The sequence below is a fragment of the Endozoicomonas montiporae CL-33 genome, from assembly GCF_001583435.1.
Lineage (GTDB): Bacteria > Pseudomonadota > Gammaproteobacteria > Pseudomonadales > Endozoicomonadaceae > Endozoicomonas_A > Endozoicomonas_A montiporae.
Genome location: NZ_CP013251.1, coordinates 4137420 through 4158296 on the forward strand (window position 1 = coordinate 4137420; position 20877 = coordinate 4158296).

Sequence of the window (20877 nt, forward strand, 5' to 3'; positions counted from 1 at the left end):
TACTTTATAATCCAGATTACAGGCTTATGGAGGGTTTTGCGACACCCTCGAAAGATATGATGGACCCCATAAACTGGACAGGTAGCTAAGTTAAGTTTTCTGGCTGTAAGATGACCCTGCAGGAGGGAATCATGACAGCAAAAAGAAAACGACATAAGCCCGAATTTAAGGCACAGGTAGCACTCGAAGCCTACAAGGGCGAAAAGACCATAAACCAGCTGGCAAGCGAACACGAAGTTGCAGCCGTTCAGGTTAGCCAGTGGAAGCGACAGCTACTCCAGGGGGTTCCAGAAGTCTTCGGCAGGGCACGGCCAGAGGTAGATCCAGATGCGCTCACTGCCCCCCTGTATCAGGAGATCGGACGGCTTAAAATGGAGCTGGACTGGTTGAAAAAAAAATCTGGCAATGTCCATTGATGACAAACGGAGATGCATAGACCCGGATCACTCGAAGATCAGCATTCAGCGCCAATGTGAACTGGTTGGGTTAAGCAGGTCAAGCTGGTATTACCAAGCTTCTCCAGCTTTGGAAAGCCCTGAGAATCTGAATCTGATGAGGCTCATTGATGAGCAGTATACACGTACACCGTTTTACGGCAGTCGTAAGATAACTGCATGGCTGAATGAGCAGGGCTTTCCGGTCAACAGGAAGCGTATACAGCGACTTATGAGGCTGATGGGCATACAGGCTGTCGGACCAAAACCGGGCACAAGCCTGAGAAACAAAGAGCATAAGGTTTACCCGTACTTGTTGAACGGCGTTGATATTGTGAGACCCAATCAGGTCTGGAGTACTGATATTACGTACTGCCCGATGCCTCAGGGGTTTATGTATCTGGTTGCCATTATTGACTGGTACAGCCGTTACGTGGTCAGCTGGGAGCTGTCGAACACACTGGATGCAGACTTCTGTATTCATGCGCTGGGTCGAGCTTTGGAACAAGGTGAACCTGATATATTCAACACTGACCAAGGGTGTCAGTTTACCAGTAATGATTTTCTGGCACCTCTTCAGGAACGGGAAATACGTATCAGCATGGACGGGAAAGGGCGAGCACTGGATAACATTTTTGTCGAGAGGCTGTGGCGCTCCGTCAAACATGAATGGCTGTACACGCATGAATTTCAGACTGTTCCAGAGCTTTATACTGGGCTGGATGAATACTTTGAGTTTTACAACACTGAACGATTACACCAGTCGTTGAGTTATAAAACGCCTAAGGCAATTCACTTTGCATGAGGGCTTTGGACCACTGCCAGGACTTAACTTAAATTTGTTGGTTTACTGTCTTGACAGTGGGGTCCACCATAAGAGCAGCAATTCCCGACAAATATACGCCTTAAGACGTATACCCTGCTGCAGGGTGAACCATTTTTCGGATTTGCAGCAAACAACCTTCAGCCCAAAGCTGACATTCTGGATGAATTTTTCGCTCAGACACAGGCTCACCCCGGCAGCTATGAAGTATCTGGAATAACAGAACGGATTATGACCAACTCCTTCAGAGGTTCTTGAGATTATTGCCATAAAAAAGTCTCGCCAAGAGTCAATGAAAAACCACTGAAACAGGCTTCTCATATGCTCCCAAAGCGCTTTTTTAGAGTGGCTTGCCGTCCAGGCTTTCTGAAACAAGCAACACCCTAACTGTTCTATCTGATCAATAAGGAAGGCGGTAAACGTCAGGCAGGCAAAGTTTGTAGCCAAATGCTCCTTGCCGTGTCCGTAGTTGTGTTCGAGGTGGTAACCCTGTGTCTTGAGCGTGTTGAAGGTTTCATTTTCAATCTTCCATTTCGCACGGCCTCCGCGCATCACTCTGGTGACGCTGTCGTCAGTCAGTTGGATATCTGTTACCCAGACATTGGTGTATTTCTCGCCCTTGGGGCTAATCTCAACATATTCCAGATAGTTGACCAGAACATCCTTGTGACTCTTGTTGATGGGAACGTTGTTGACGTATCTGAACCAGTGCCGGTAGCCGTCCTCATCAACGTATTCATAACGGTTAACCTCACCCCTGGCATCCAGATTATCAACCGCCTCAACCAATGACGCATGGTCGCTGTCCTTGGCCACCATAATGAAGCTGTACCCATAAGACTTGACCATTTTTATCGTCGGCCCATCTGAATACAGGTCATCAAATGTCAGTACCAGTTTTAGTTTGGGATGTTCTCTGTAGACGTTTTCCAGCAACCGCTTTAGTGCGGTTTTTTCGCAATCGTTTTTAGAAGCATTGACCTGCTTGGTAATAGGCTCTGGCATCAGAGGCAAGACCTCTTTTTGTCCGGGCTTGACCAGACATATAGCCAACAGTTGGTGGTAATACTGGGGGGTATCAGTATCGGCTTTTTTGATACAACATTCAGGGCAGCTGATCTTGCCTGAAGCGAAATGCCCTGTACCATCCACTGGAGCCAGATAGCCTTCTTCAAAATACTGAAACTTTTTTAGCCACTTCGAACTCTGGACGTAAGAGAAGAGTGACTTGAAAAATGGCCTGAAATGATCAGTTTCAATAGGGTCAAGTATCTCCCGCAGATGGGTGTCACTGGGAATACGCTGAACGCCGTACATCTGGCGCAGGTTGTGAACAACCCTTGGATTTTTACATTCATGCTCAAAGCTCAGAAGTGAAGGGCATTTCATGTGCATCACAGCCAGACCGGACATTATTGCATCAGAGAGAAGAATTTTTTCCTTGCAATTATTGGGACGATGATCAGGTATTAGGGATGCTTGCTGGCGAACAGTATTGATTAACCGATCGACCAAAATTTTGTCTTGCTTAGCAGGCATAGAAATACGACAGTGAATGAGTACTGCATGAAATTTAGCTCAAAGTTCAGGAATTTGCTTTTTTATGGGTCCTTCTCAGACCTTGGTACTGTTGGGCTGAATTAATTCGTCGGGAATTGCTGTCGAAAGAGTGGGGAGAGTTAGAAAATAACTGTAGCCAAGGTTTTCATGGGAAATTTTTAGTTTATGCTCTTGCTGAGCAGGTCTGCCCATGTCAGCTCAAAAGAGTGCTCTTTAATTGGATTATTACAATGTCGTATAGATAACGGGAATTGCTGCGATACGTGGATCATCGTATCCCTGTATTATGAAAATGCAGTGACCGAAATATGAAGTGAGAGGGCGGACAGATGTCCGCGCTCCACAGTGGTTATACCAATTCCGATGCAGTGACTGTGCAACTTCCCTTACTGCTATTTTGACACTGTCGGGATAAATGCAGCACCATTTTGGCCTATCGGGTGCGGCTGTCTGTCGTTATTATCATCGTATGGCTCAGTTGTGCTATTGTTTCCTCCGGCAGATGGGCTTTGGCCTGCATCAGCAGAATCAGAATCGGGGTCATTGCCATCAGAATTTGCTCTGTCTTCTTCCCTTCTGTAGAGCCTCAATACCGGTGGAGGGGTACCCTGTCTATACAGTAAAAGCCACCTAAAATTGTTTCCTAGAAGCCTTTCATTCATAATGATGATGACTGATGAATTCGAATCAATATAACTTTCCAGCTCATCAAAAGAGGAAAAACCGCTATCAGACTCGTTGGGCGAAGGACTTATAAGAGTGGCAACAGATGTTAAAGTATGAAGTGTGAATTTAGTGTGTATAAATAGGATCTTTTGGTTGACGAATATAGATAACTGATTAAGATAGACTAACATGGAATCAGAAAAGATAAATGTTTGCGTGTAGAAAAAATCACGAATTTTATCAATTTCTTTAACTAAGCTATCGACGGTTATTGTATCTGGGTCTTGACCTATCCCATTAATAATTCCTTTCAAGAATTGTATTCCGTTATCGTTTTCTTCACGTAACAGTTTTTGTAGGAACGAATCTGCATCATAAGTGCGGGTTACATTCCCCGCTCCAGCACCTGCCATTTGTGATGGTTCTTCCCGGGAAGAAAGTGCATTCCATTGTACTGATTTCAACAGTTCAAATAAGTTTGAAAATGCAATGTAATGGAATTTATTTCTTTTCAAATATCCCTCTACCTTCTCACGGGGTATTGTATTACTGTCCACAACTGGAGGATGAGCGATATTGCCTAAGTCTTGAAGTAAAGTAGGGAGCAGGCTGTACCTGAAAACTAGATTCAGAGATTCTTGTTCAACTTGCCAATATTTAATTAGTTCTTCAACAAGATAATCACTAAATTTCCATTGGGCTATGAATCTGCCTAAAACACTAACTGGTTTTAGTACATCTGTGGGGTTTTGGTCTGATGGCTCCTCATCGTCAGAAGGTTCATCTTTTAAAACCGGTTGAACAATAGTCCTGCAAAAAGGCAACTGCTCGTGTAAATTAATTACCTTTTCTTCACCGTCAAATGGCCGTATTTCAAAAAGTCCTGCAACGCTGGTCAACCTGATATACCAGATATTGAGTATGGAGCAGAGGTTAAACGTCAGCCATTGCCGTTGTTCATTACTGGTTTCCGGATGTTCTATATAGCTATTAATCAGCTCATTGTAGTTTCCGGGCATAAGTTTAATAAAATGTTTATTCAATTCATCGTCATTAGACATCAAAACCAATAAATAAGCCCAAACAAAACGAAATATTGACTGAGGTGAACCCACGAAATCAAATTTCTGATCTAATAAAGCCTTTTTCCAGGCTACTGAATTCATCTTTTCAAAAATCTTAAATAAATCAACAAGAAAAATAAAATTTGATTCATCATCAGTATTATTAAGGGTGTTTTCTAACATAGACTCGACAGCAGTAAACTCTGGTGTAATGATTTCCGGATCGGGAAATAGAAATGCTGGAGACCCACTCTCCATTAAGGTCGGATGCTCAATCAATACCAGTCTGAGCCATTGTTCCAAATATGAATTGAATTTTTTCGCAACAGAAACAGGCTCGGACATCATTACTGCCATAGCCATTTTTTCATAGTTCGAAGAAATATCGTTTTTTGCGACCGTACTCTGGCGCATATTCTCTGTTTTCTCAGGGCTTTGCAAAAATTTCTCTTTATTATCTACCCAGTTGTGCGATTCCTTAAGCCTAGCCTTAACCTTAGTCTTAATTGAAGTTATACCCTCACGGGCCAGGTTTTTAATATGTTTTTCCAGCTCGTCTTTTAAATGTTTTGCGATCTCATCCGGGTTAGCATAAATTTCCGGCCTTTCCAGCAAAATTTTGCGTTGCGATATCAGTTCTTCAAGCCACCATTCCTCTTTAGAATCGGGGGGCTGGTTTCTCCTTTGTTTGGCATAATTCATTTTTTTTTTATTCAATGATTGAGTAAAACTTGTAAGGGTCATTTTTGGCGGTGTTGAACCTGTCTGGCTCGAACCTGCCTTTGCCTGGGGCTGGCTGATTGGGTGCTTCGGGTCATGGTCAGCAAGCCCTGACGTTTCTCCTCCCTTCTTATTTTTCTTTTTCTTTTTCTTTTTATTTGTACGTCCGTCATTTTCAACTGTCTGACGATGTTGCTCGTCTCTATTTGATACTACAGAGGTTGTTTCTTCCAGGGGGTTCCGGTTGCTGATGTCTGTCACAATGGATGTCTGGGTTTCCTGGTCGCTGATGTCTGTCACAATGGATGTCTGGATTTCCTGGTCGCTGGTGTCTGGTGCAGTTGGTGTCTGGGTTTCCTGGTCGCTGGTGTCTTTTGCAGTTGGTGTCTGGATTTCCTGGTCGCTGGTGTCTGTTGCAGTTGGTGTCTGGATTTCCTTGTCGCTGGTGTCTGTTGCAGTTGGTGTCTGGGTTTCCTGGTCGCTGGTGTCTGGTGCAGTTGGTGTCTGGGTTTCCTGGTCGCTGGTATCTGTTGCAGTTGGTGTCTGGATTTCCTTGTCGCTGGTGTCTGGTGCAGTTGGTGTCTGGGTTTCGGCATCTTTCAGACTACCTTTTTCCTCCTCTTGAAACCCGTTAGTTGTTAATCCGTTCTGTGGCGGCAGCGGCACTCCATAATTGTAATAGTTCTGGGGCCCTTGCCCTTGTTGCACTGTTTGCATTGTCGGGTATCCGGAAACGTTTAATGAGCCAGTGCTGTAGAATAGTAATGGAAAAGGCCACGGGTACTGAGTCTGCAGAAACATGCCGGAGTTGTAAGCTCCTACAGGAGTAAGGGAAGCAGCAGACAAGTTCATCCCTTCGTCATCCCCACGAAGGCGGGGATCCACTGTTCGGGTTGGATTCCCACTTTCGTGGGAATGACGGTAATCTGGTATATTCTGCCTTGCCACTTCCCTAGACTCAGGAAAACCTTGTGCATAAGATAATTCTTGCATTTCTTCTGGCAGTAAGAATGCCCCAAATTCATCAACCCTCAGGGTGAATCTCCCATTTTGATGCTTCCTAATGAGGAAACTACGGTACATACCTAGTACTGGGACTTGCAATATGTGCTGTGATCCTCTGCTATCGAATGTAATGAAGCTGTTTTTTGGGCATTTAATCTGTTTTTGATAATGATACAATTCTATGCCGCAATTTACGACGTGAGAGACTGGGTAAGCACTCAGGTTCGTGTTCAAAAAAAGCATCATGGACAGCAGCCAGTGATAAATCCTCATGTTGCTTACCTTTCGTTGTGCATTGTGTTTTCTATCAACAGGCAATTCTCCGGAACAAACAGTACGAGCCTGAAAATAGCTGATACCCGATTTAGCAGCTTTTAGATGTTGACAAAAGATAGTCACAGTCAGCAGACCGCGCATAAGTAACTTCGTTATGGTTATTTTGTTCATGGCATAATTGTTTGATCCTGAAATCAAGTCATAAGTGCATAACCCATGACTTTTCTTAGGCTCCTCGCTGTTTGCTATGGAATTCACACTGATATCTGATCAATGATACCCACCCTGAAAAACACATAGATTATAGGTTCATCAGCAAATCATGTGGATAAATTTCAGCGTTTTGCTGTCACTGGTTAAAAGTCAAGGCCTTCGCAGTGAAAGTAAATTGCCGTTTTGAATCGCTCCCTGTTTCTATAGCTGTACGCCCTAGCCCGAATATTTCATAAATTTGCTGCCAACTGTCAACAGCCCATGGAAATAGTGCTTTTTTACCAAAAATGCTTCGGACACATCAGTCCGAAGCCATTGCAGGTACAAGCGAGAGTTTTCAAGGGATGTAGCAATAGCGCATGCATTTTATGAAATATTCGGGCTAGTGCTGGAAAGCTCTAATATCCATACACTCTTATGCTTGCAGAGGCCGAGCCCGATAAGTCCACTTAAAAGGCTTGGCCATCCGCTCATTGAAGAAATCTACAAAACCATGAAGTCTGGTTTTCAGGTCTTCAGTTGATGTAAATATGCCTCTTTTCAAAAACCGTCTCACCAAAATGGAAAACCAGATTTCAATTTGATTCAGCCATGATGCGTGCTTTGGCGTGTAATGAAATACTACTTTATGGGATGGGTCACTGAGGTAAGCCGCCCGAGTTTCCATATTTTTCAAAATACCGGATTTACCTTTGACGCCAAGCTCATTAGCTGGTGTGTTTTCGATAGCTGCAACCTTCATGACAGCCGCTTCTGACATGTGTGTATTGAGCTGATCCATGACCAAATGCCAACCTGCTGCCTTTGGGTCACTGGCCAGAACAAGATCCAGCCAGTCAGCAAAATCCTGCTCTGTTCGAGTATCTCTAATAAGAGGAATTATCTTTCCTGTAGCCACATCCATACCGGCCAGCAAAGCTTGCGTTCCATGACGAGTATACTCAAACTCACGCTTTTCTATGTGACCCGGCTTAACCAGTTTGTTTGGTTTCACGGGCTCCAGAGCTTGCATGCCTGTTTTTTCATCAAAGGAAAAGGTATTGATGCCTTGCTCTGCACGCTTAACGGCTTTCTGATAGGTGTCACATATATCGGCGCAGCGGATTTCAAACGCTTCATCTTTCGGAGTATCAACCCAGCCTTTGACCTTGTCTGGACGAATGTCGGCCTGATTTTAAAAAACGCCCCACCTGTCTCTGCGAGATGGATGAGACAATTTTTTTGTCTACTGCCACCATGGCTAATAAGCTTTCTGACCAATGGCTGAAGGGGTAGCCATGGTCTTCTGGCTTGTCGCAAGACAGGGCAATAATCTGGCAAATCTGTTCAGCGGTAAACTTGGGCGGAGTGCCCGGCCTTTGGATCTTCTTTCAGCTTTTCCAGGGTGGATTGGTCACCAGGTCGTTCGACCCAGTGCTTGCGCCAGCGGGTAACCGTTTCTCTGGTACATTTTAATTTTTTAGCTGTTCCGAGCAGGCTTTTACCTTCTGCACCAGCCAGTATGATTTTGGCTCTGAGCACAAGTGACTGACTACTTTTGCGTCTGCGGACTATGAGCTCAAGGTCTTTACGCTGCTGGTCTGACAAGACGATTTTCTGGGTGTGTTTTGACTGCATCCGTGCTGCTTCTGACAAAGCTGGGGGGCGAAAAATGGATGCAGATCAGAACACAACATGAGGTGTATGTATATTAGAGCTTTCCAGCACTAGGAGCCTGTCGGACTTAGCCGACCGTAGCGAGAAAAAGACCGGTTTGAGACAGTTTTGACGATCATTTGAGGCGAATAGCGAGCTATTCAACGAAAAGGATCGTCAAAAATGGCCAAATCCGGCTTTTTCGCAGTAGGTCAGTGGTAAGTCCGACAGGCTCCTAGGAGGCTGTCCGAGAATAGTCTGCCCTACTGCGGTCAATGTAGGAACTTTGAGTACTTACTCCTCATGCACTCAAGGATGCATTCTCAGTATCGCCAGAGGCAGTGGTTCAAAGCCCTGTTCCAGCGCCTGCTGACATAGATGCTACCTTTGAAAAAGACTGTACATTTCTGAAGAAACCAGACGAGTTGGTTCAGGAAGAATTTGCCAGTGATAATCTCGCCGTTGCAGGTCACAGTCTGGGTGGAGCCGATGCCCAGAACTATACCAGCCAGCTGCTTAGTCACATAGCCGATCAGTTCAAGCACAACTTTCACAGCCAGATAAAAGGCTTTAAAAAAGGTGACGTAAGCAATCTGACAAAAATCAGCAACATCAGCCTGTTTACCAAATGTTCCGCTGGTGTACCCGAAGCGGCAAACAAGCGCATTAAACACGCTCTTGGTCGTTTAAAGACTCGACTGGGCAAAATGTGGCCGGGTCTCGACATACTCCATATGAAAATAGAAGGTGATGCCGTACAGGCAACGGGAGACGAACATGTTGGCGCAGGTCTGAAACCAAAAAAGGCAAAAGTGCAAGTATTGAAGATTTATCCTGATGAGCAGGATAACCGGATAAAAAGACACACAGGCAAATTCTTTATTGATGATAAAAACCAGTCCAGAGTCTGTGCCTATGAAACCTATAGCAACGAGACCGATGAGGGACGAAAAGACGTTATTTTCTCTCTGAAAGACACATCCACTGTGCTTCGGAACCGGGTGGTGAAAGTAGCCACGGGGGCTCTGAACTGCGTTTTACGGGGAACATTGCTGCGATGGTTTGCCTGATCATTGGCTAAGAAACTGTTCTAAAAGTCAGCATTACCAAGTTTGGAAATGCTGACTTTGTAAAGCCTGAACGACACTAATCACCCAGTGCCACACCTTCACGACGGGGGTCAGAGGCGCCAATCAACCGACCTTCCTGAAACTGAATGGGTGAAAGTCTCATATTGACTGGTACTATAATTCCAAGTCACCTTTCTGCATGGGGAATGGGATGACATTGTCCATACCCACTTCCGTGACCTTGGCGCAGTAGGTCACCGCCAGTAACTTCCAGCCATTGTCGAACATGCCACTCTGAATTAATGACCTTGCTGTCAAAATACCTTGGCCTCCGGGATGCCGCCACCTCATTCCAGAACACTTCATTCGCTGCGTTACCAAGGTTTTACAAGTAGCCTCAATAACCCCTGAGCCTATTGGCAAGTTGTGCGACAAGTGTTCAGCATAGTTCATGCGGGTTCGATTACTTCTGAAGTACTCCAGCTCTGTTTTCAACTTCGATCGACGAGGGTGTCGTTTATGCTGGTAAGCCAGAGCTTTGATGACTTTTTCAACACCTTCGGGCTCCTCTTTGAGGATGTGGCGATAGGTGATGAACTTTTCTCTGGATTTGTTGCTGTTTTCACCATAGGACAGGTCAAACGCTTTCTTCAGGTGCTCTGCGGCATGATAGAAGTCTACAACCTCGTGACCTTCAGGGAGTTCATTGGCAAGGTAGGTCCAGTTGTCTTTTGCCCCATCAGCGACTTTAACAAGCGTCAGATCTGGCCTCTGTCGAAGAGCTTCGCTCAGGAGTGCGGAGAGTGATTGTTTCAAAGTCACTTTCTTGCTTTCAGGCATTCGACTCATCCTGACCGTTGAGAGGCGTTCCCCCTGTGCATCGTAAAACGACAATGTTCCACAACTGGCCTCCTGACAGCCAGCAGGGCCACGGGTTCGCTTGCCATCGACTCTATTCTGTTCCCGCTTTTCCTGACGTTTACCATCTTTCATCGGCAACATGACGCCATCAAGAGAAGCGGCGCAGTCACAGCTTCTTCAGGAACCTTGACGCTTTCCCAGAGAAAGTCTTCAAAGGCTTCCCTATTGGGTTCCCACTGCGCATTGAACTTTTTGGGTAGTCTGGCCAGAGAGCTTTCCGAGGGCGTCATGTTCCCTATCAGATCAAGTAGGCTTTTAGCCTCTCCGGGAGGCATTTGCGCAACCATCCAGACAGCTTGTTTAGCTGCTTTTGGTGTCCAATACCCCTCTACAATACCTGCCTGTAGCTCCAAAGGGATGATAGAGTGATCCTTACCGTTACGATAGAGCGTACGCAAAACCCGGACAGGGCCGACAGCGGATTGATAAGTTTCTGAAGATCGCAACACCCGATGGTAACAGACACCGCTTACCTCAATCGCAGGAACGTCAATATCAAGCCCGGTCAGGTCTTCTGCCAGAACGCTTTGCTCTGCTTCGATAAAGAGTTTATGGATCTCACCTTCATAGTCTTCAAAGTGCTTGATTGGGCTGTGTTCCTGACGAAGAACGGCCAGTTTTTGCTCAAGCTGTTGGATAGCATGACAAGAAAAATTGGCGGCTTCAGCTAGTGGCTGACATACTTGCATCGGGGCGGCCTTTCACTGTTGCGGTATCTTTTACAGTAACGATCATAGCGGTGTTTGGCCGTTCCTATGTAAGTCCAGAGAAAATTTGTAGCTGCTGTATAAACCACGGACGGCAAGCCCAGAAAAAATGGTCAGTATGAGACTTTCACCCAACTGAATGGCCTGAAGACCTGAATTCATATCCTTAATACGAACCTTATAACCCATTTTCTCCAAAGGCTTCTTCAACGCTTCGGCTTCGGTTCCGGCTTCCAACTCATAAAACCCCGAGCGATTCTGCAGATGCGGAGCGTTAATCGCCGACTGAACCGGCATACCCCACTCCAGATGCCGAATCAGCGTATTCGCTACATAGCCGATAATACGCGACCCTCCCGGTGAACCCAGCACCAGATAAGGCTGACCCTCATTCATCACAATCACCGGAGCCATGGAAGAACGTGGACGTTTACCCGGTTCAACCCGGTTGGCAACGGGATAGCCATTTTTATGACTAACGAAGGAGAAGTCTGTCAGTTCATTGTTCAACAGAAATCCGTTCGTCATTACGCGGGAGCCAAAACCATTCTCAATCGTGCTGGTCATTGAGACAATATTGCCTGCTTTATCCACAATTGAAATATGAGTCGTTGAAGGAAGTTCTATGGACTGATCATCGGCCTGCGTGATTGCATTTTCCCAGTCAGGCTGACCCGGATGAACCGTTGCCAGTGCTTTTCCCTGTTTAATCAGACTTGCCCGCGTTGCCAGATAATCCGGATTCAGAAGTCCATGAGGCATCGGCACATAATCCGTATCCGCCATATAGCGATTGCGATCGGCAAAAGCCAGACGGGTTGCGTCGCCTATCACCTGCCAGGCTTCAGGACTGTCTTTTGTGAAAGATGATAAATTGGCGTGTGTTGCGATACCCAGAATTTGCCCAATGGTCAGTGTTCCCGAACTGGGTGGCCCCATACCGCAAACGTTATACTGCCTGAAAGGCGCACAAACGACCGGGCGCTCCTTGATGCGATAATTCGCCAGATCATTTTTGGTCAGTAGCCCCGGATTGTCTTTTATCCCCTGTACTCTCGCGACAATGTCTTCAGCAATTTTGCCCTTATAAAACGCATCAGCACCCTGCTTTGCGAGAATATCCAGCGTTTTGGCGTAGTCCGGATTTTTCAGCAGATCACCTTCTGTCAGTGGCTGACCATTCTCTTTAAAGAAGTAACGACGGGTATCGTCATAACGCTGCAAGCGCTTTTTATCTTTCTCGATCGCACTACTCAGACGATGAGACACAACAAAACCCTGTTCAGCCAGCTGTTTAGCCGGTTCAAGCAAGGCAGGCCAGGGGTTTGTCCCGTAACGGGCATGAAGTTCGGACATCAGCTTTACAGTGCCGGGCGTTCCCACTGAACGTCCGCCGACAACAGCATCGAAAAAAGACAGTGGCTTGCCACCTTCATCCTGAAACAGTTCCGGTGTCGCCGCCATCGGCGCCGTTTCACGACCATCAAATGTGGTCAGCTGCTTTTTTTGCGCATCGTAGTACACCAGAAAGGCACCACCACCCAAACCGGACGACTGCGGCTCCACCAGCCCAAGAACCGTTTGCACAGCCACCATAGCGTCAATGGCACTACCACCGGCTCTCAACACCTCATAACCCGCCTTCACAGCCAGCGGATTGGCGGCAGACACCATATAATGATCGGCCAATACCTCGGTTTTTGTGGTGAGTCCACTGGCGGATTCCGGCGCAACGTCGTCATCATCAATGGTCGAAGCATGCAGGCATACCGGTAGCAATGCCATCATGATAAACGACAAAAATTGTTTATAGAGAATTTTTGCTTCGTGCATCCTTTTGCTCACCTTTTTTATAAGATTTATTAAGCAACAACTTTGACTTTAATGGTGCTGACCCAACCTCTCACTGCCTGAAAACAAAGGGCTGTAGGTTGGGACGAGCGGAACGCGACCTCCCAACACGGTGAATTTTTTGACAGGAATAGCCTTAAAACTGTTTTGCTTTCGTCCCCTGTAGATAGTCACCGTGTTGGGAGTCACTTCGTTCGTCCCAACCTACGAGATACTCATCGTTTTGTCAGCGTCAGCACCGCTTCCAGCACACCACCGGCAATGGCTCTGGCTTTATCCGTTGTTGTTGTATGATCCACCGACGCCCCTCTTGGATCAACATCACCCACCTTGAAGTGTTCACTCACTTCCAGCCCGGGGTTTACCATACCACGCACCTTGCATGCGATCTGGGTAATAAGCGGTTCTGCATCTTCACTTACGGTGGCAACCTTTTGTCCTTCCGTGACTAAATCACCAATGGTAGCAGGGCGAAAGCTTCGCAGGAACAAACGTACATGAATTTATAGTCCATCCTTCTTCTGTTTTTGAAAAAGGTAAGTTTGATGGCTTCCTGCATACCTATAGTTGACAGATTTGAGACACTGAGTGACTCTCGTAGCGCTCTTCACATCACCTATTCGCTGCCAAAAGTTTTACTTATCGTCTATGCCAGTATCTTAAGTGGATACAACGAGTGGAAAAGCATGGCTAACTTCGCCAGTTACAACCTCTCCTGGTTTCGTCAGTTCTTCCCTTACCTCTGGGGCATGCCGTCTCTGCATACTATCGAAAAAGTCTGCATGATGATTGACCCAGCAGCATTCATGAAGCTTTTTATTGATTGGATGAGTGATGTTGTAAAAAAAATCAACGGCCAGAGTGATGACGCCAAGGGAAATGAAAAAAACAAATATTGACGACATTGTACCTACTGATGGCAAAGCACTGAGGGGGTCACGACCAGCCAAGGGTAAAAAAAATGGTTCATATCGTCAGTGCTTACAGCACTCAACTTAGCCTGATATTGAGCTTTACCCCCGTTGATAAGAAATCCAATGGGATTACCGCTATCCCTGAAATTCTGGACATACTGGTGATCGAAGGCTGCCTGATTACCAGTGATGCCATGGGTTGCCAAAAGGATATTTGCAAAAAGATCGTGGATAAAAAAGCGGATTATCTGATCTGCGCCAAAAACAATCAGCCCACGCTTTGCGACAACATTGAGCGAGATTGAGCGAGTGTTCACAAAACACATGGAAGACCATCCAAAAGACCCTGAACCTTCTGAATCTGACGTTTTTTCAGAAACGGAGGAAAAAAGCCGTAACCGCTATGAGCACCGTCGCTGCTGGGTTTTTGACGATATTCTGGCGATTGATCCTGATCAGGAATGGGCAAAACTTACTCAATTTGCGGTTATTCAGAGAGACAGACGGATTGGTTCACAGCAAACGACAGAATTACACTACTACATTATGAGTCGTGAAATGTCAGCAAAAAGCGTTCTGGAGAGTGTTCGAAGTCACTGGGGTATTGAAAATAGCCAGCATTGGAAGCTGGACGTCAGCTTTAACGAAGATGCTTCCAAGATTCATGAGCGTACAGCCGCAAAAAACGTGGCCACTGTCAGGCGTTGTTGTTTCAATGCTCATAGCCTGAGTGCTCGTTTTCCCAAAGAAAGTATGAAGACCCGGATAGAGCTGGCGGGGCTTAACGATGAGTACCGAACGGAATTGATTCGGGAGCATTCATTTTTCTGATCGCAGGGTTTGCTGAATACCATCAGAGAAAAGTAAAGGTATTATGGGATCTTCTGAAGCGCAGAAGAGGAAGTTGTTTGTGCTTATTTTGGTGCTTCGAGCCTTAAATGCAATATTCCAGTACGTCATGAGGCAGTTTGGACTAAATATTGCCGACGACAGGCATCAGTGAGTCCTCGAATCGGATTATTGAAACGATGGTACGTACCAAGCTTTCGCCCTATCGCATGCGGGTATCTGAGGGAACTTTCTGATCCTGTACGTGATATAGCGTTTCAAGATTATGAGCAAGAATGGGGTCAGCAAGATCGGTATCAAAACTCAAAAGTGAATCGTACTTTTGATGCAACATCGCAAAAGCAGACTTTGCAAAGTTGGGAAAAGGAATGCCATTTTTGCAGTGATTGGATCGATGATAGGGGATTTCATCAAAACACTCGCAAACCTGTCCAATTAGGTTGCTTGCTTTGAGGTGTTTGCTGGCTTTAGGCATGGTGTGATCGGTCAATTGACGAGAGTATATAATGCCCTTCCATATAGCCCTATAGAGTCTGCGATGTAATTATTTTTTACTGGTCTACAGACCTTGCAGCACAAGGATTTTAATATTCAGCGGGAATTGCTGGTGTTTTTTATTCCATTTTCCTGTGTCGTATAAAGATCGGGAATTGCTGGCCCTTTTATGATCATTCTTGTTTATTTTGCTATTTTATTCAGGCCTATGTTGGAGATTGGAGAAAAAAATGAAGCTTATATTATTCAGTTTCGTGTTGTTATTTCATGTGATCAAAGCAAATGCTGGTATATACCCATCTATTATTTGGGATTACAAGAATCCCATCTTTAGTTCAGGTGAAGGTTTCTATACAGAGGTGAAGAGTTACAGTATGTTTTATTTTGTATGCAGCAATATTGGTATGGTCTTAACTTATCAGACAGTTCAACCGGAAAAGAATTATGAGAACTTTTTCCTAGTCGACAAGCATGGTTATGACCATTGCAGAGTCAATACCAGTCAAGCAGAAAATCGACTGTTATTGAAATGCGACAGGCCTATGGGCTTAAAGTTCAAATATATTTACTTCTCACCTTATTCTGCTCTCCCTAATATTAATCCTGTGTTCAAAAAGGGAAACACTTATTATTTTATATCAACAGCAGATGGAACCGAACATTCGCTGGATAATACCAAAGACGGGCACTGTCTTACTCACAAAATGCGAATGGCAGTTTATGTATGCAAAGACAATGAGGCAAAATGTGGTGATGAAAGTGATGAAAGTGCTGAAACCACTGCCACTCCTACGATTCCCCCTGTTACCTGTCCTACTGATACCTGTCCTACTGATACCTGGCCTACTGCTACCTGGCCTACTGCTACCTGGCCTACTGCTACCTGGCCTACTGCTACCTGGCCTACTGCTACCTGGCCTACTGCTACCTGGCCTACTGCCACTTATTACCCTGCCACTGATTCTGTTAACTTACCAAGCGAGTGTATTCCAGGTGGGTACAACGATTCACAGGCATTGTCGTTAGTATGGGAAATTCCCTACAACAAGACTCAAACAGAGCATATCTCTGAAAATTCCGGGTTCCCGGTCATTGTACTTTGCAAAGAACCCAACAGTACCATTCATCAACTGGACAGTGAAGGAAAGCCTGTTAATGACTGGTTATGTGAGAAAGCCTGTCAGCACCTTATTATTCTTAAACCCAAATACTTGGATGATGAGCACTATATTTTCGAGGCAAAATCTGCAAACGGGAGTTTACAACTATGGAAATCGACTCTGGTTATCAATGTTGATAAGTTTAAAAAGTTTAAAAAGCTTATAAGCGAATCCTACCGTTATCACGAACCTAGATTAACTTTTTTGATTTCAATGTCTTTTTTGGCTGGCTTTTTAAACGCAAACGTTTATCAATAATGCCCGACACAATGGCGACAGACCATAGAACGGCTGTGGATTGGGCTTTGCAAATCAAACAGCTGGTCGATGCAGCAAATCCCGAGCTTTTAATTCCTTCCAGAAATACTAACCCGAATATTTCATAAAAGGAGGCAAGTTCCGCCCAATCACTTGATATAATTGGGTCGACCAAAAGAAAGCTTCGGAAGAAGCAAACCGGAACTTGCCATGCCCAAATCTACACAAGAACAGCTTCGTTTTCATCCCTCAAATGGAAAAACCATCCGGGCAGACTTCAATGGTGGGGAGTTATCTTCTGACTTTGGCACTCTGCTGCTACGGGAAACCATTCTGCAGAGCGGTCTTATCTGCAAAATGACTGATGCCATCAATGACAGACGCCATCAATCCTATATCGACCACTCCCTGAAAGAACTTCTGGTTCAGCGGGTTCTGCAAATGGCCTGCGGCTATGAAGATGCCAACGACAGTAACCGTTTGCGTAAAGACCCTATGTTCAAACTGGCCACTGGTCGCAATCCGTTGGACAGCGATAACCATCTCGCATCAGCGCCCACTTTTACCCGGCTGGGACAATCTATGACCCGCTCCGACATTTACAGGATGGCTGAAGCATTTGTGCATCACTTTATCAGCAGTTACAAGCTGCCACCCCCGGTGATCGTTATCGATCTTGATCATACACCGGCCATTACTCATGGTGGCCAGCAGATGAACCTGTTTAATGCCAAATATCAGGACTACTGCTACTTGCCCCTGATGATTTTTGAGGGACTCAGCGGCAAGCTGATTACGGCGATTCTTCGTCCGGGGAAAACCCCAACGGGCAAGGAAAATGCAGCTATTCTCGAACGGGTCATTCGGCTGCTTCGGAAAAAGTGGCCGAAAACCCATCTACTGGTTCGGGGAGACAGCCACTTCGCTCAACCAGAGTTAATGTGGGTGGTTCAGAATGCCCCTCATTCGGATTATGTCTTGGGCAAAGGTGCAGGCCACAAAACGGCTTTGCGGCCAAAAGCCAAAGAGTTGTTGGATGAAGCGCGTCAAGCTCTGAAGGTCAAGACTGAGCTGGCAAGACTGAACAACATGCCAGAACCTGATCGGCTCAGACTTTACGGGGAAGCAGAATACCAGGCCAAGAGCTGGAAAGGTCTCGATACCCGGATAATTTACAAGGCGGAGGTCAACCAAAAAGGCGACAACCCTCGTTTCATTGTGACGTCGATGAAGGAAGCTTCTCCAGAGGTAATTTATGAAGAGCTTTACTGTCCAAGAGGACAGGATGAGAACTTCATCAAACATCTGAAAAGTGATCTGTCCGGCGACAGATTGTCCGATCAGGGCTTTTTGGCTAACCATTTGAGAATGTTTTATGCCTGTGCCGCTTATGTTTTGCACTATGAGTTAAGAACCAAGACTTTGAAAGGTACGGAGCTGGAAAAAGCGCAGCCATCAACGGTGATCATGAAGCTCTGTAAAGTTGCAGTCAAAGTGGTTGAATATAAAGACCGAATTAAACTTCATCTGCCACGTAGCTGCCCATTCAAGAGGCTTTTGCAGCATGTGACAGAAGTCTTTTACCAGATGCCGATACTTCGACCGGGGTAGCAACTTTCATAAGACTCAATCAAGGTACATAGCAACCAGATGAAAGAGCCTTGGGGCTTTCCGTTATCCTGAAATAGCAGGATTCGTTGATTAGCGTCTAATCTGTAAGCAAGTATGGGCTGCAATGTCTTTCACATGGTTAACAGAGCAACAGGCTTGCGGAAAAGTCCAAAATTAAGAGGATGGGATGGTAGTTGCTGCTTGTTTATGAAATATCCGGGCTAAGGCTTTGAGGGCAGTGAAATAAAAACTTCTTCGTAAACTTTTTCGTCTATTTTTGGGGAAGTCGTTCGAAGAGTTCGTCCAGTGCCCTTCCCAGAACTTTGTCGTTCATGTGTTCTGGTTTGATACCTTCCCGTATCAGTTTATCGAGAGGCTTATTGGCGAAGAAGTGGGGAAACATATGGAGAGACCGCCCTGTAAACCCGGGGCGAAAGTACCGCGATTACTATAGTGCCACATGAGCCTATTTTTAGAGCACGAAGTCATAACCGTAACAATCAGCGATACCGATCGAGCTATAAAAATGCAGTATACAGCGGAGATATTATCCGTCAGTTACCGCATATTAGTACTGAAGTACACTCCGTACTTTCGCCCTGCCTGTAAACCCAAGGCCATTGATGATCATTCCGACAACAGACTCACCATTGGAAACATTCCAGTCATTGGATACCTTTGGTGCGCGCCGGTCAATGTGATCGGCAATTCCGAGCTCTTTGCACATGCCCGCTACCAGACCAAGGTGGTCTATATTTTGAATCTGAGTTTGATAATGAATAGGAGGCATAATGCGATTTCCTGATATTTTCTTTTTTAACAAATAGCAGAAATAGGAAAAATGTCAGGGTAGGTGGTGAATGACGGTGGTATAATTGCTTAAAATCAATAGCGAACTATAATTGGGCGACTTTTCTTCTTTATTCCGAGAAATGAGTGTCAGTCATGAAATACCGCTGCATGTTGACGATTTTCACTACACTTTGTTCACATAGCATCCATACGTCAGCCATTATCGATAAAGAAAACTTTCGGGGACATTTTTCAGATACCCATTTTACGCTTAATAATACCAATAAAGACGGAATGAATATTCGTTATTACGATGAGTCACGCTTTCAGTCCGAGTACTTATCTGTTCTTCAACAACGAAACCAACGAGCCTATGAGGCATTGCATGCCGCCAGAGAAAACCTTCATGCCAGTGTTAATTCCGTTAGGCAGACGTACCTGAATATTCAATCACTATCAGACAAGAGTTTTACCGGATCTGAAAAAGTCACTGTTCAGGAATTTTTTACGGCCGTCCACCTTTACCAACAAAGCATTGCCACAACCAGGGATCGCATTGACAGTTTGGCACTACCTGCCTCTATGCTGAAATACGACCCTATTGAATTGACCAGTATAATTGATTTTGAACCACTACAAAACCACTACAGAGATCAGTTAAAGAAACTGGAATCAGCATGCGATCATCTAATTAGTGCCTGTCCGAAAACCCACAAACACTTGAAAACAGCAGCCTGCAGCCCCATATAGTACTCGAAGATTTTCCAAAACAAGCTGTTTTCACATTTATGCGCCAAACCATCAACCCACAAATGCAGTTGGGCGAAGTTGATATCTCTGCCATCACGTTTAATCCCAAGTCCAGAGACGACATTCCCCGTCTGCTTCGGGGGCTGCAACATATCTGGATAACACCTGATCTGCGACACAGGGTTTTTCAGGTGCTTGAGAACATGATTCCTGCCAGTCGGCACAACGGTCGTCCCGGTATGGACCTCTGGAACATTCTGGTTTTCGGCACTCTGCGCCTTGTCACTAATTGTGACTATGACCGCTTGCAAGAGTTGGCTAATGAACATGGGACATTACGGAAAATGCTCGGTCACGGCCCATATTGTACCCATTCCTACCACATACAAACATTGCAGGATAACATCAGCCTCTTCACACCGGAGATACTGGATCAGATTAACCAGGTCACGGTGGATGCAGGTCACCAGCTGGTTAAAAAAAAGATGAGCCGCTACATGGCCGTGCCGATTCCTTCGTAGTCAAAACCGATGTCCATTTCCCCACGGATATCAGCCTTCTGAGCGACGCTTGCCGTAAAAGCATTGAGTTTGCATCCGCTCTCTCCAATCAGTACCAGCTTCCGGGCTGGCGTCAGAGCAAATATCTTAAAGACCAGCATCGCAAACGCTACAACAAGGCTCGAAACCTGAAGCATTCCAGCGCAACCTGTGAACTGAAACAACAGCAGCGGCAGCACGACATTGAAATGGCTCACCTTGAGTACATAAAGTACAGCCTTTCAATTGTCCGCAAAGCTGAAACGACCTTGTCCTTGCTGTTGAAAAAACAACTGGATGAGCCAAGGCTGGAAAACCTCAAATACCACATAGCCCACAGCCGTCACCAGATAAACCTGATTTACCGACGGGTGATAGAACATGAGCAGATTCCCCATAATGAGAAGGTGTTCTCAATCTTTGAGCCTCATACAGAATGGATCAGCAAAGGCAAAGCCGGAACTCCGGTTGAACTGGGGTTACGGGTCTGCGTGTTGCAGGATCAGTTCGGTTTTACTTTGCATCATCAGGTCATGCAAAAACAAACAGACGACCAGGTTACAG

At 45.5% G+C, this 20877-nt stretch carries 19 protein-coding genes and 2 pseudogenes; 9 read left to right on the forward strand and 12 right to left on the reverse strand.

Annotated elements, in window-relative coordinates:
• Nucleotides 1-131: 131 nt before the first annotated feature.
• A protein-coding gene (locus EZMO1_RS18960) for an IS3 family transposase (RefSeq protein ID WP_145912435.1) occupies nt 132-1239 on the forward strand; the annotation gives its coding sequence in 2 pieces (ribosomal slippage) (nt 132-400 and nt 399-1239; 1110 coding nt in all).
• A gap of 42 nt (nt 1240-1281) precedes the next feature.
• Here EZMO1_RS18960 and EZMO1_RS18965 read toward each other — a convergent pair.
• The 4 genes from EZMO1_RS18965 to EZMO1_RS18980 form a co-directional block, all read right to left on the reverse strand.
• Nucleotides 1282-2796: a transposase gene (locus EZMO1_RS18965; RefSeq protein ID WP_145912670.1), complete on the reverse strand. Its 1515-nt coding sequence runs from the start codon at nt 2794-2796 to the stop codon at nt 1282-1284.
• A gap of 413 nt (nt 2797-3209) precedes the next feature.
• Nucleotides 3210-6719, reverse strand: coding sequence for a hypothetical protein (locus tag EZMO1_RS18970; RefSeq protein ID WP_034876256.1), 3510 nt, complete (start codon nt 6717-6719; stop codon nt 3210-3212).
• 457 nt (nt 6720-7176) lie between these two features.
• On the reverse strand, nt 7177-7755 hold the full coding sequence (locus EZMO1_RS18975; RefSeq protein WP_413783212.1) for a transposase: 579 nt from the start codon (nt 7753-7755) through the stop codon (nt 7177-7179).
• Nucleotides 7756-8087: 332 nt separating this feature from the next.
• On the reverse strand, nt 8088-8378 hold the full coding sequence (locus EZMO1_RS18980) for a helix-turn-helix domain-containing protein (protein WP_061509649.1): 291 nt from the start codon (nt 8376-8378) through the stop codon (nt 8088-8090).
• A gap of 359 nt (nt 8379-8737) precedes the next feature.
• Between EZMO1_RS18980 and EZMO1_RS18985 the strand changes: the two genes are divergently transcribed.
• Nucleotides 8738-9466 carry a hypothetical protein gene (locus EZMO1_RS18985; RefSeq protein ID WP_034876254.1) on the forward strand — a complete coding sequence of 243 codons (729 nt, stop codon included), beginning with the start codon at nt 8738-8740 and terminating at the stop codon, nt 9464-9466.
• Nucleotides 9467-9640: 174 nt separating this feature from the next.
• Here EZMO1_RS18985 and EZMO1_RS18990 read toward each other — a convergent pair whose 3' ends face one another.
• The 4 genes from EZMO1_RS18990 to EZMO1_RS27440 form a co-directional block, all read right to left on the reverse strand.
• Entirely contained in the window at nt 9641-10468 is an 828-nt protein-coding gene (locus tag EZMO1_RS18990) for a hypothetical protein (protein WP_145912672.1), read from the reverse strand.
• Entirely contained in the window at nt 10456-11076 is a 621-nt protein-coding gene (locus EZMO1_RS18995) for a hypothetical protein (protein WP_061509653.1), read from the reverse strand. Before EZMO1_RS18995 ends, EZMO1_RS18990 begins: the two co-directional genes overlap by 13 nt.
• A 42-nt stretch (nt 11077-11118) precedes the next feature.
• On the reverse strand, nt 11119-12927 hold the full coding sequence (ggt, locus tag EZMO1_RS19000; protein WP_082212096.1) for a gamma-glutamyltransferase: 1809 nt from the start codon (nt 12925-12927) through the stop codon (nt 11119-11121).
• Nucleotides 12928-13160: 233 nt separating this feature from the next.
• The gene (locus EZMO1_RS27440) at nt 13161-13436 is read right to left on the reverse strand and encodes a hypothetical protein (RefSeq protein ID WP_034876251.1); all 276 of its coding nucleotides are present in this window, start codon (nt 13434-13436) and stop codon (nt 13161-13163) included.
• A gap of 54 nt (nt 13437-13490) precedes the next feature.
• Here EZMO1_RS27440 and EZMO1_RS19010 point away from each other — a divergent pair, with 54 nt between their 5' ends.
• The 3 genes from EZMO1_RS19010 (at nt 13491) to EZMO1_RS19020 (ending at nt 14690) form a co-directional block, all read left to right on the forward strand.
• Nucleotides 13491-13844 (forward strand): transposase family protein, encoded by a 354-nt coding sequence (locus tag EZMO1_RS19010; RefSeq protein WP_034876249.1) that lies wholly within the window; start codon nt 13491-13493, stop codon nt 13842-13844.
• A 62-nt stretch (nt 13845-13906) separates the two neighbouring features.
• Nucleotides 13907-14164: an ISAs1 family transposase gene (locus EZMO1_RS27860; protein ID WP_034876247.1), complete on the forward strand. Its 258-nt coding sequence runs from the start codon at nt 13907-13909 to the stop codon at nt 14162-14164.
• Between the two features lie 4 nt (nt 14165-14168).
• On the forward strand, nt 14169-14690 hold the full coding sequence (locus tag EZMO1_RS19020; RefSeq protein WP_145912673.1) for an ISAs1 family transposase: 522 nt from the start codon (nt 14169-14171) through the stop codon (nt 14688-14690).
• A gap of 220 nt (nt 14691-14910) precedes the next feature.
• On the opposite strand, the gene EZMO1_RS19025 is transcribed toward EZMO1_RS19020, so the two are convergent.
• The gene (locus EZMO1_RS19025) at nt 14911-15183 is read right to left on the reverse strand and encodes a hypothetical protein (protein ID WP_034876245.1); all 273 of its coding nucleotides are present in this window, start codon (nt 15181-15183) and stop codon (nt 14911-14913) included.
• Between the two features lie 250 nt (nt 15184-15433).
• Between EZMO1_RS19025 and EZMO1_RS19030 the strand changes: the two genes are divergently transcribed.
• A complete protein-coding gene (locus EZMO1_RS19030) occupies nt 15434-16621 on the forward strand; it encodes a cupredoxin domain-containing protein (protein ID WP_061509655.1) in 1188 nt (395 codons plus the stop codon).
• 210 nt (nt 16622-16831) lie between these two features.
• Nucleotides 16832-18232 (forward strand): IS1380 family transposase, encoded by a 1401-nt coding sequence (locus EZMO1_RS19035; RefSeq protein ID WP_034873155.1) that lies wholly within the window; start codon nt 16832-16834, stop codon nt 18230-18232.
• A 292-nt stretch (nt 18233-18524) separates the two neighbouring features.
• Here EZMO1_RS19035 and EZMO1_RS25830 read toward each other — a convergent pair.
• Nucleotides 18525-18659 (reverse strand): annotated as a pseudogene (locus EZMO1_RS25830) (DUF4277 domain-containing protein); the annotation flags it as partial.
• Nucleotides 18660-18827: 168 nt separating this feature from the next.
• Nucleotides 18828-19022: pseudogene (locus EZMO1_RS19040) on the reverse strand (DUF4277 domain-containing protein); the annotation flags it as partial.
• Nucleotides 19023-19177: 155 nt separating this feature from the next.
• Between EZMO1_RS19040 and EZMO1_RS19045 the strand changes: the two are divergent.
• Nucleotides 19178-19774 carry a hypothetical protein gene (locus EZMO1_RS19045; protein WP_145912674.1) on the forward strand — a complete coding sequence of 199 codons (597 nt, stop codon included), beginning with the start codon at nt 19178-19180 and terminating at the stop codon, nt 19772-19774.
• Between the two features lie 38 nt (nt 19775-19812).
• Nucleotides 19813-20295: a hypothetical protein gene (locus EZMO1_RS19050; RefSeq protein ID WP_034874460.1), complete on the forward strand. Its 483-nt coding sequence runs from the start codon at nt 19813-19815 to the stop codon at nt 20293-20295.
• Here EZMO1_RS19050 and EZMO1_RS19055 read toward each other — a convergent pair.
• The gene (locus EZMO1_RS19055) at nt 20268-20531 is read right to left on the reverse strand and encodes a hypothetical protein (RefSeq protein WP_145912675.1); all 264 of its coding nucleotides are present in this window, start codon (nt 20529-20531) and stop codon (nt 20268-20270) included. The two genes, EZMO1_RS19050 and EZMO1_RS19055, sit on opposite strands and share 28 nt — an antisense overlap.
• Between the last annotated feature and the right edge of the window lie 346 nt (nt 20532-20877).

Bases quoted from the DNA above. Each gene is read 5' to 3' on its own strand.
- EZMO1_RS18965 (WP_145912670.1), bottom strand. From the start codon at position 2,796: ATGCCTGCTAAGCAAGACAAAATTTTGGTCGATCGGTTAATCAATACT.
- EZMO1_RS18970 (WP_034876256.1), bottom strand. From the start codon at position 6,719: ATGAACAAAATAACCATAACGAAGTTACTTATGCGCGGTCTGCTGACT.
- EZMO1_RS18980 (WP_061509649.1), bottom strand. From the start codon at position 8,378: ATGCAGTCAAAACACACCCAGAAAATCGTCTTGTCAGACCAGCAGCGT.
- EZMO1_RS18990 (WP_145912672.1), bottom strand. From the start codon at position 10,468: ATGTTGCCGATGAAAGATGGTAAACGTCAGGAAAAGCGGGAACAGAAT.
- EZMO1_RS18995 (WP_061509653.1), bottom strand. From the start codon at position 11,076: ATGCAAGTATGTCAGCCACTAGCTGAAGCCGCCAATTTTTCTTGTCAT.
- ggt (WP_082212096.1), bottom strand. From the start codon at position 12,927: ATGCACGAAGCAAAAATTCTCTATAAACAATTTTTGTCGTTTATCATG.
- EZMO1_RS19010 (WP_034876249.1), top strand. From the start codon at position 13,491: ATGGCTTCCTGCATACCTATAGTTGACAGATTTGAGACACTGAGTGAC.
- EZMO1_RS27860 (WP_034876247.1), top strand. From the start codon at position 13,907: ATGGTTCATATCGTCAGTGCTTACAGCACTCAACTTAGCCTGATATTG.
- EZMO1_RS19025 (WP_034876245.1), bottom strand. From the start codon at position 15,183: ATGCCTAAAGCCAGCAAACACCTCAAAGCAAGCAACCTAATTGGACAG.
- EZMO1_RS19030 (WP_061509655.1), top strand. From the start codon at position 15,434: ATGAAGCTTATATTATTCAGTTTCGTGTTGTTATTTCATGTGATCAAA.
- EZMO1_RS19035 (WP_034873155.1), top strand. From the start codon at position 16,832: ATGCCCAAATCTACACAAGAACAGCTTCGTTTTCATCCCTCAAATGGA.
- EZMO1_RS19045 (WP_145912674.1), top strand. From the start codon at position 19,178: ATGAAATACCGCTGCATGTTGACGATTTTCACTACACTTTGTTCACAT.
- EZMO1_RS19050 (WP_034874460.1), top strand. From the start codon at position 19,813: ATGCGCCAAACCATCAACCCACAAATGCAGTTGGGCGAAGTTGATATC.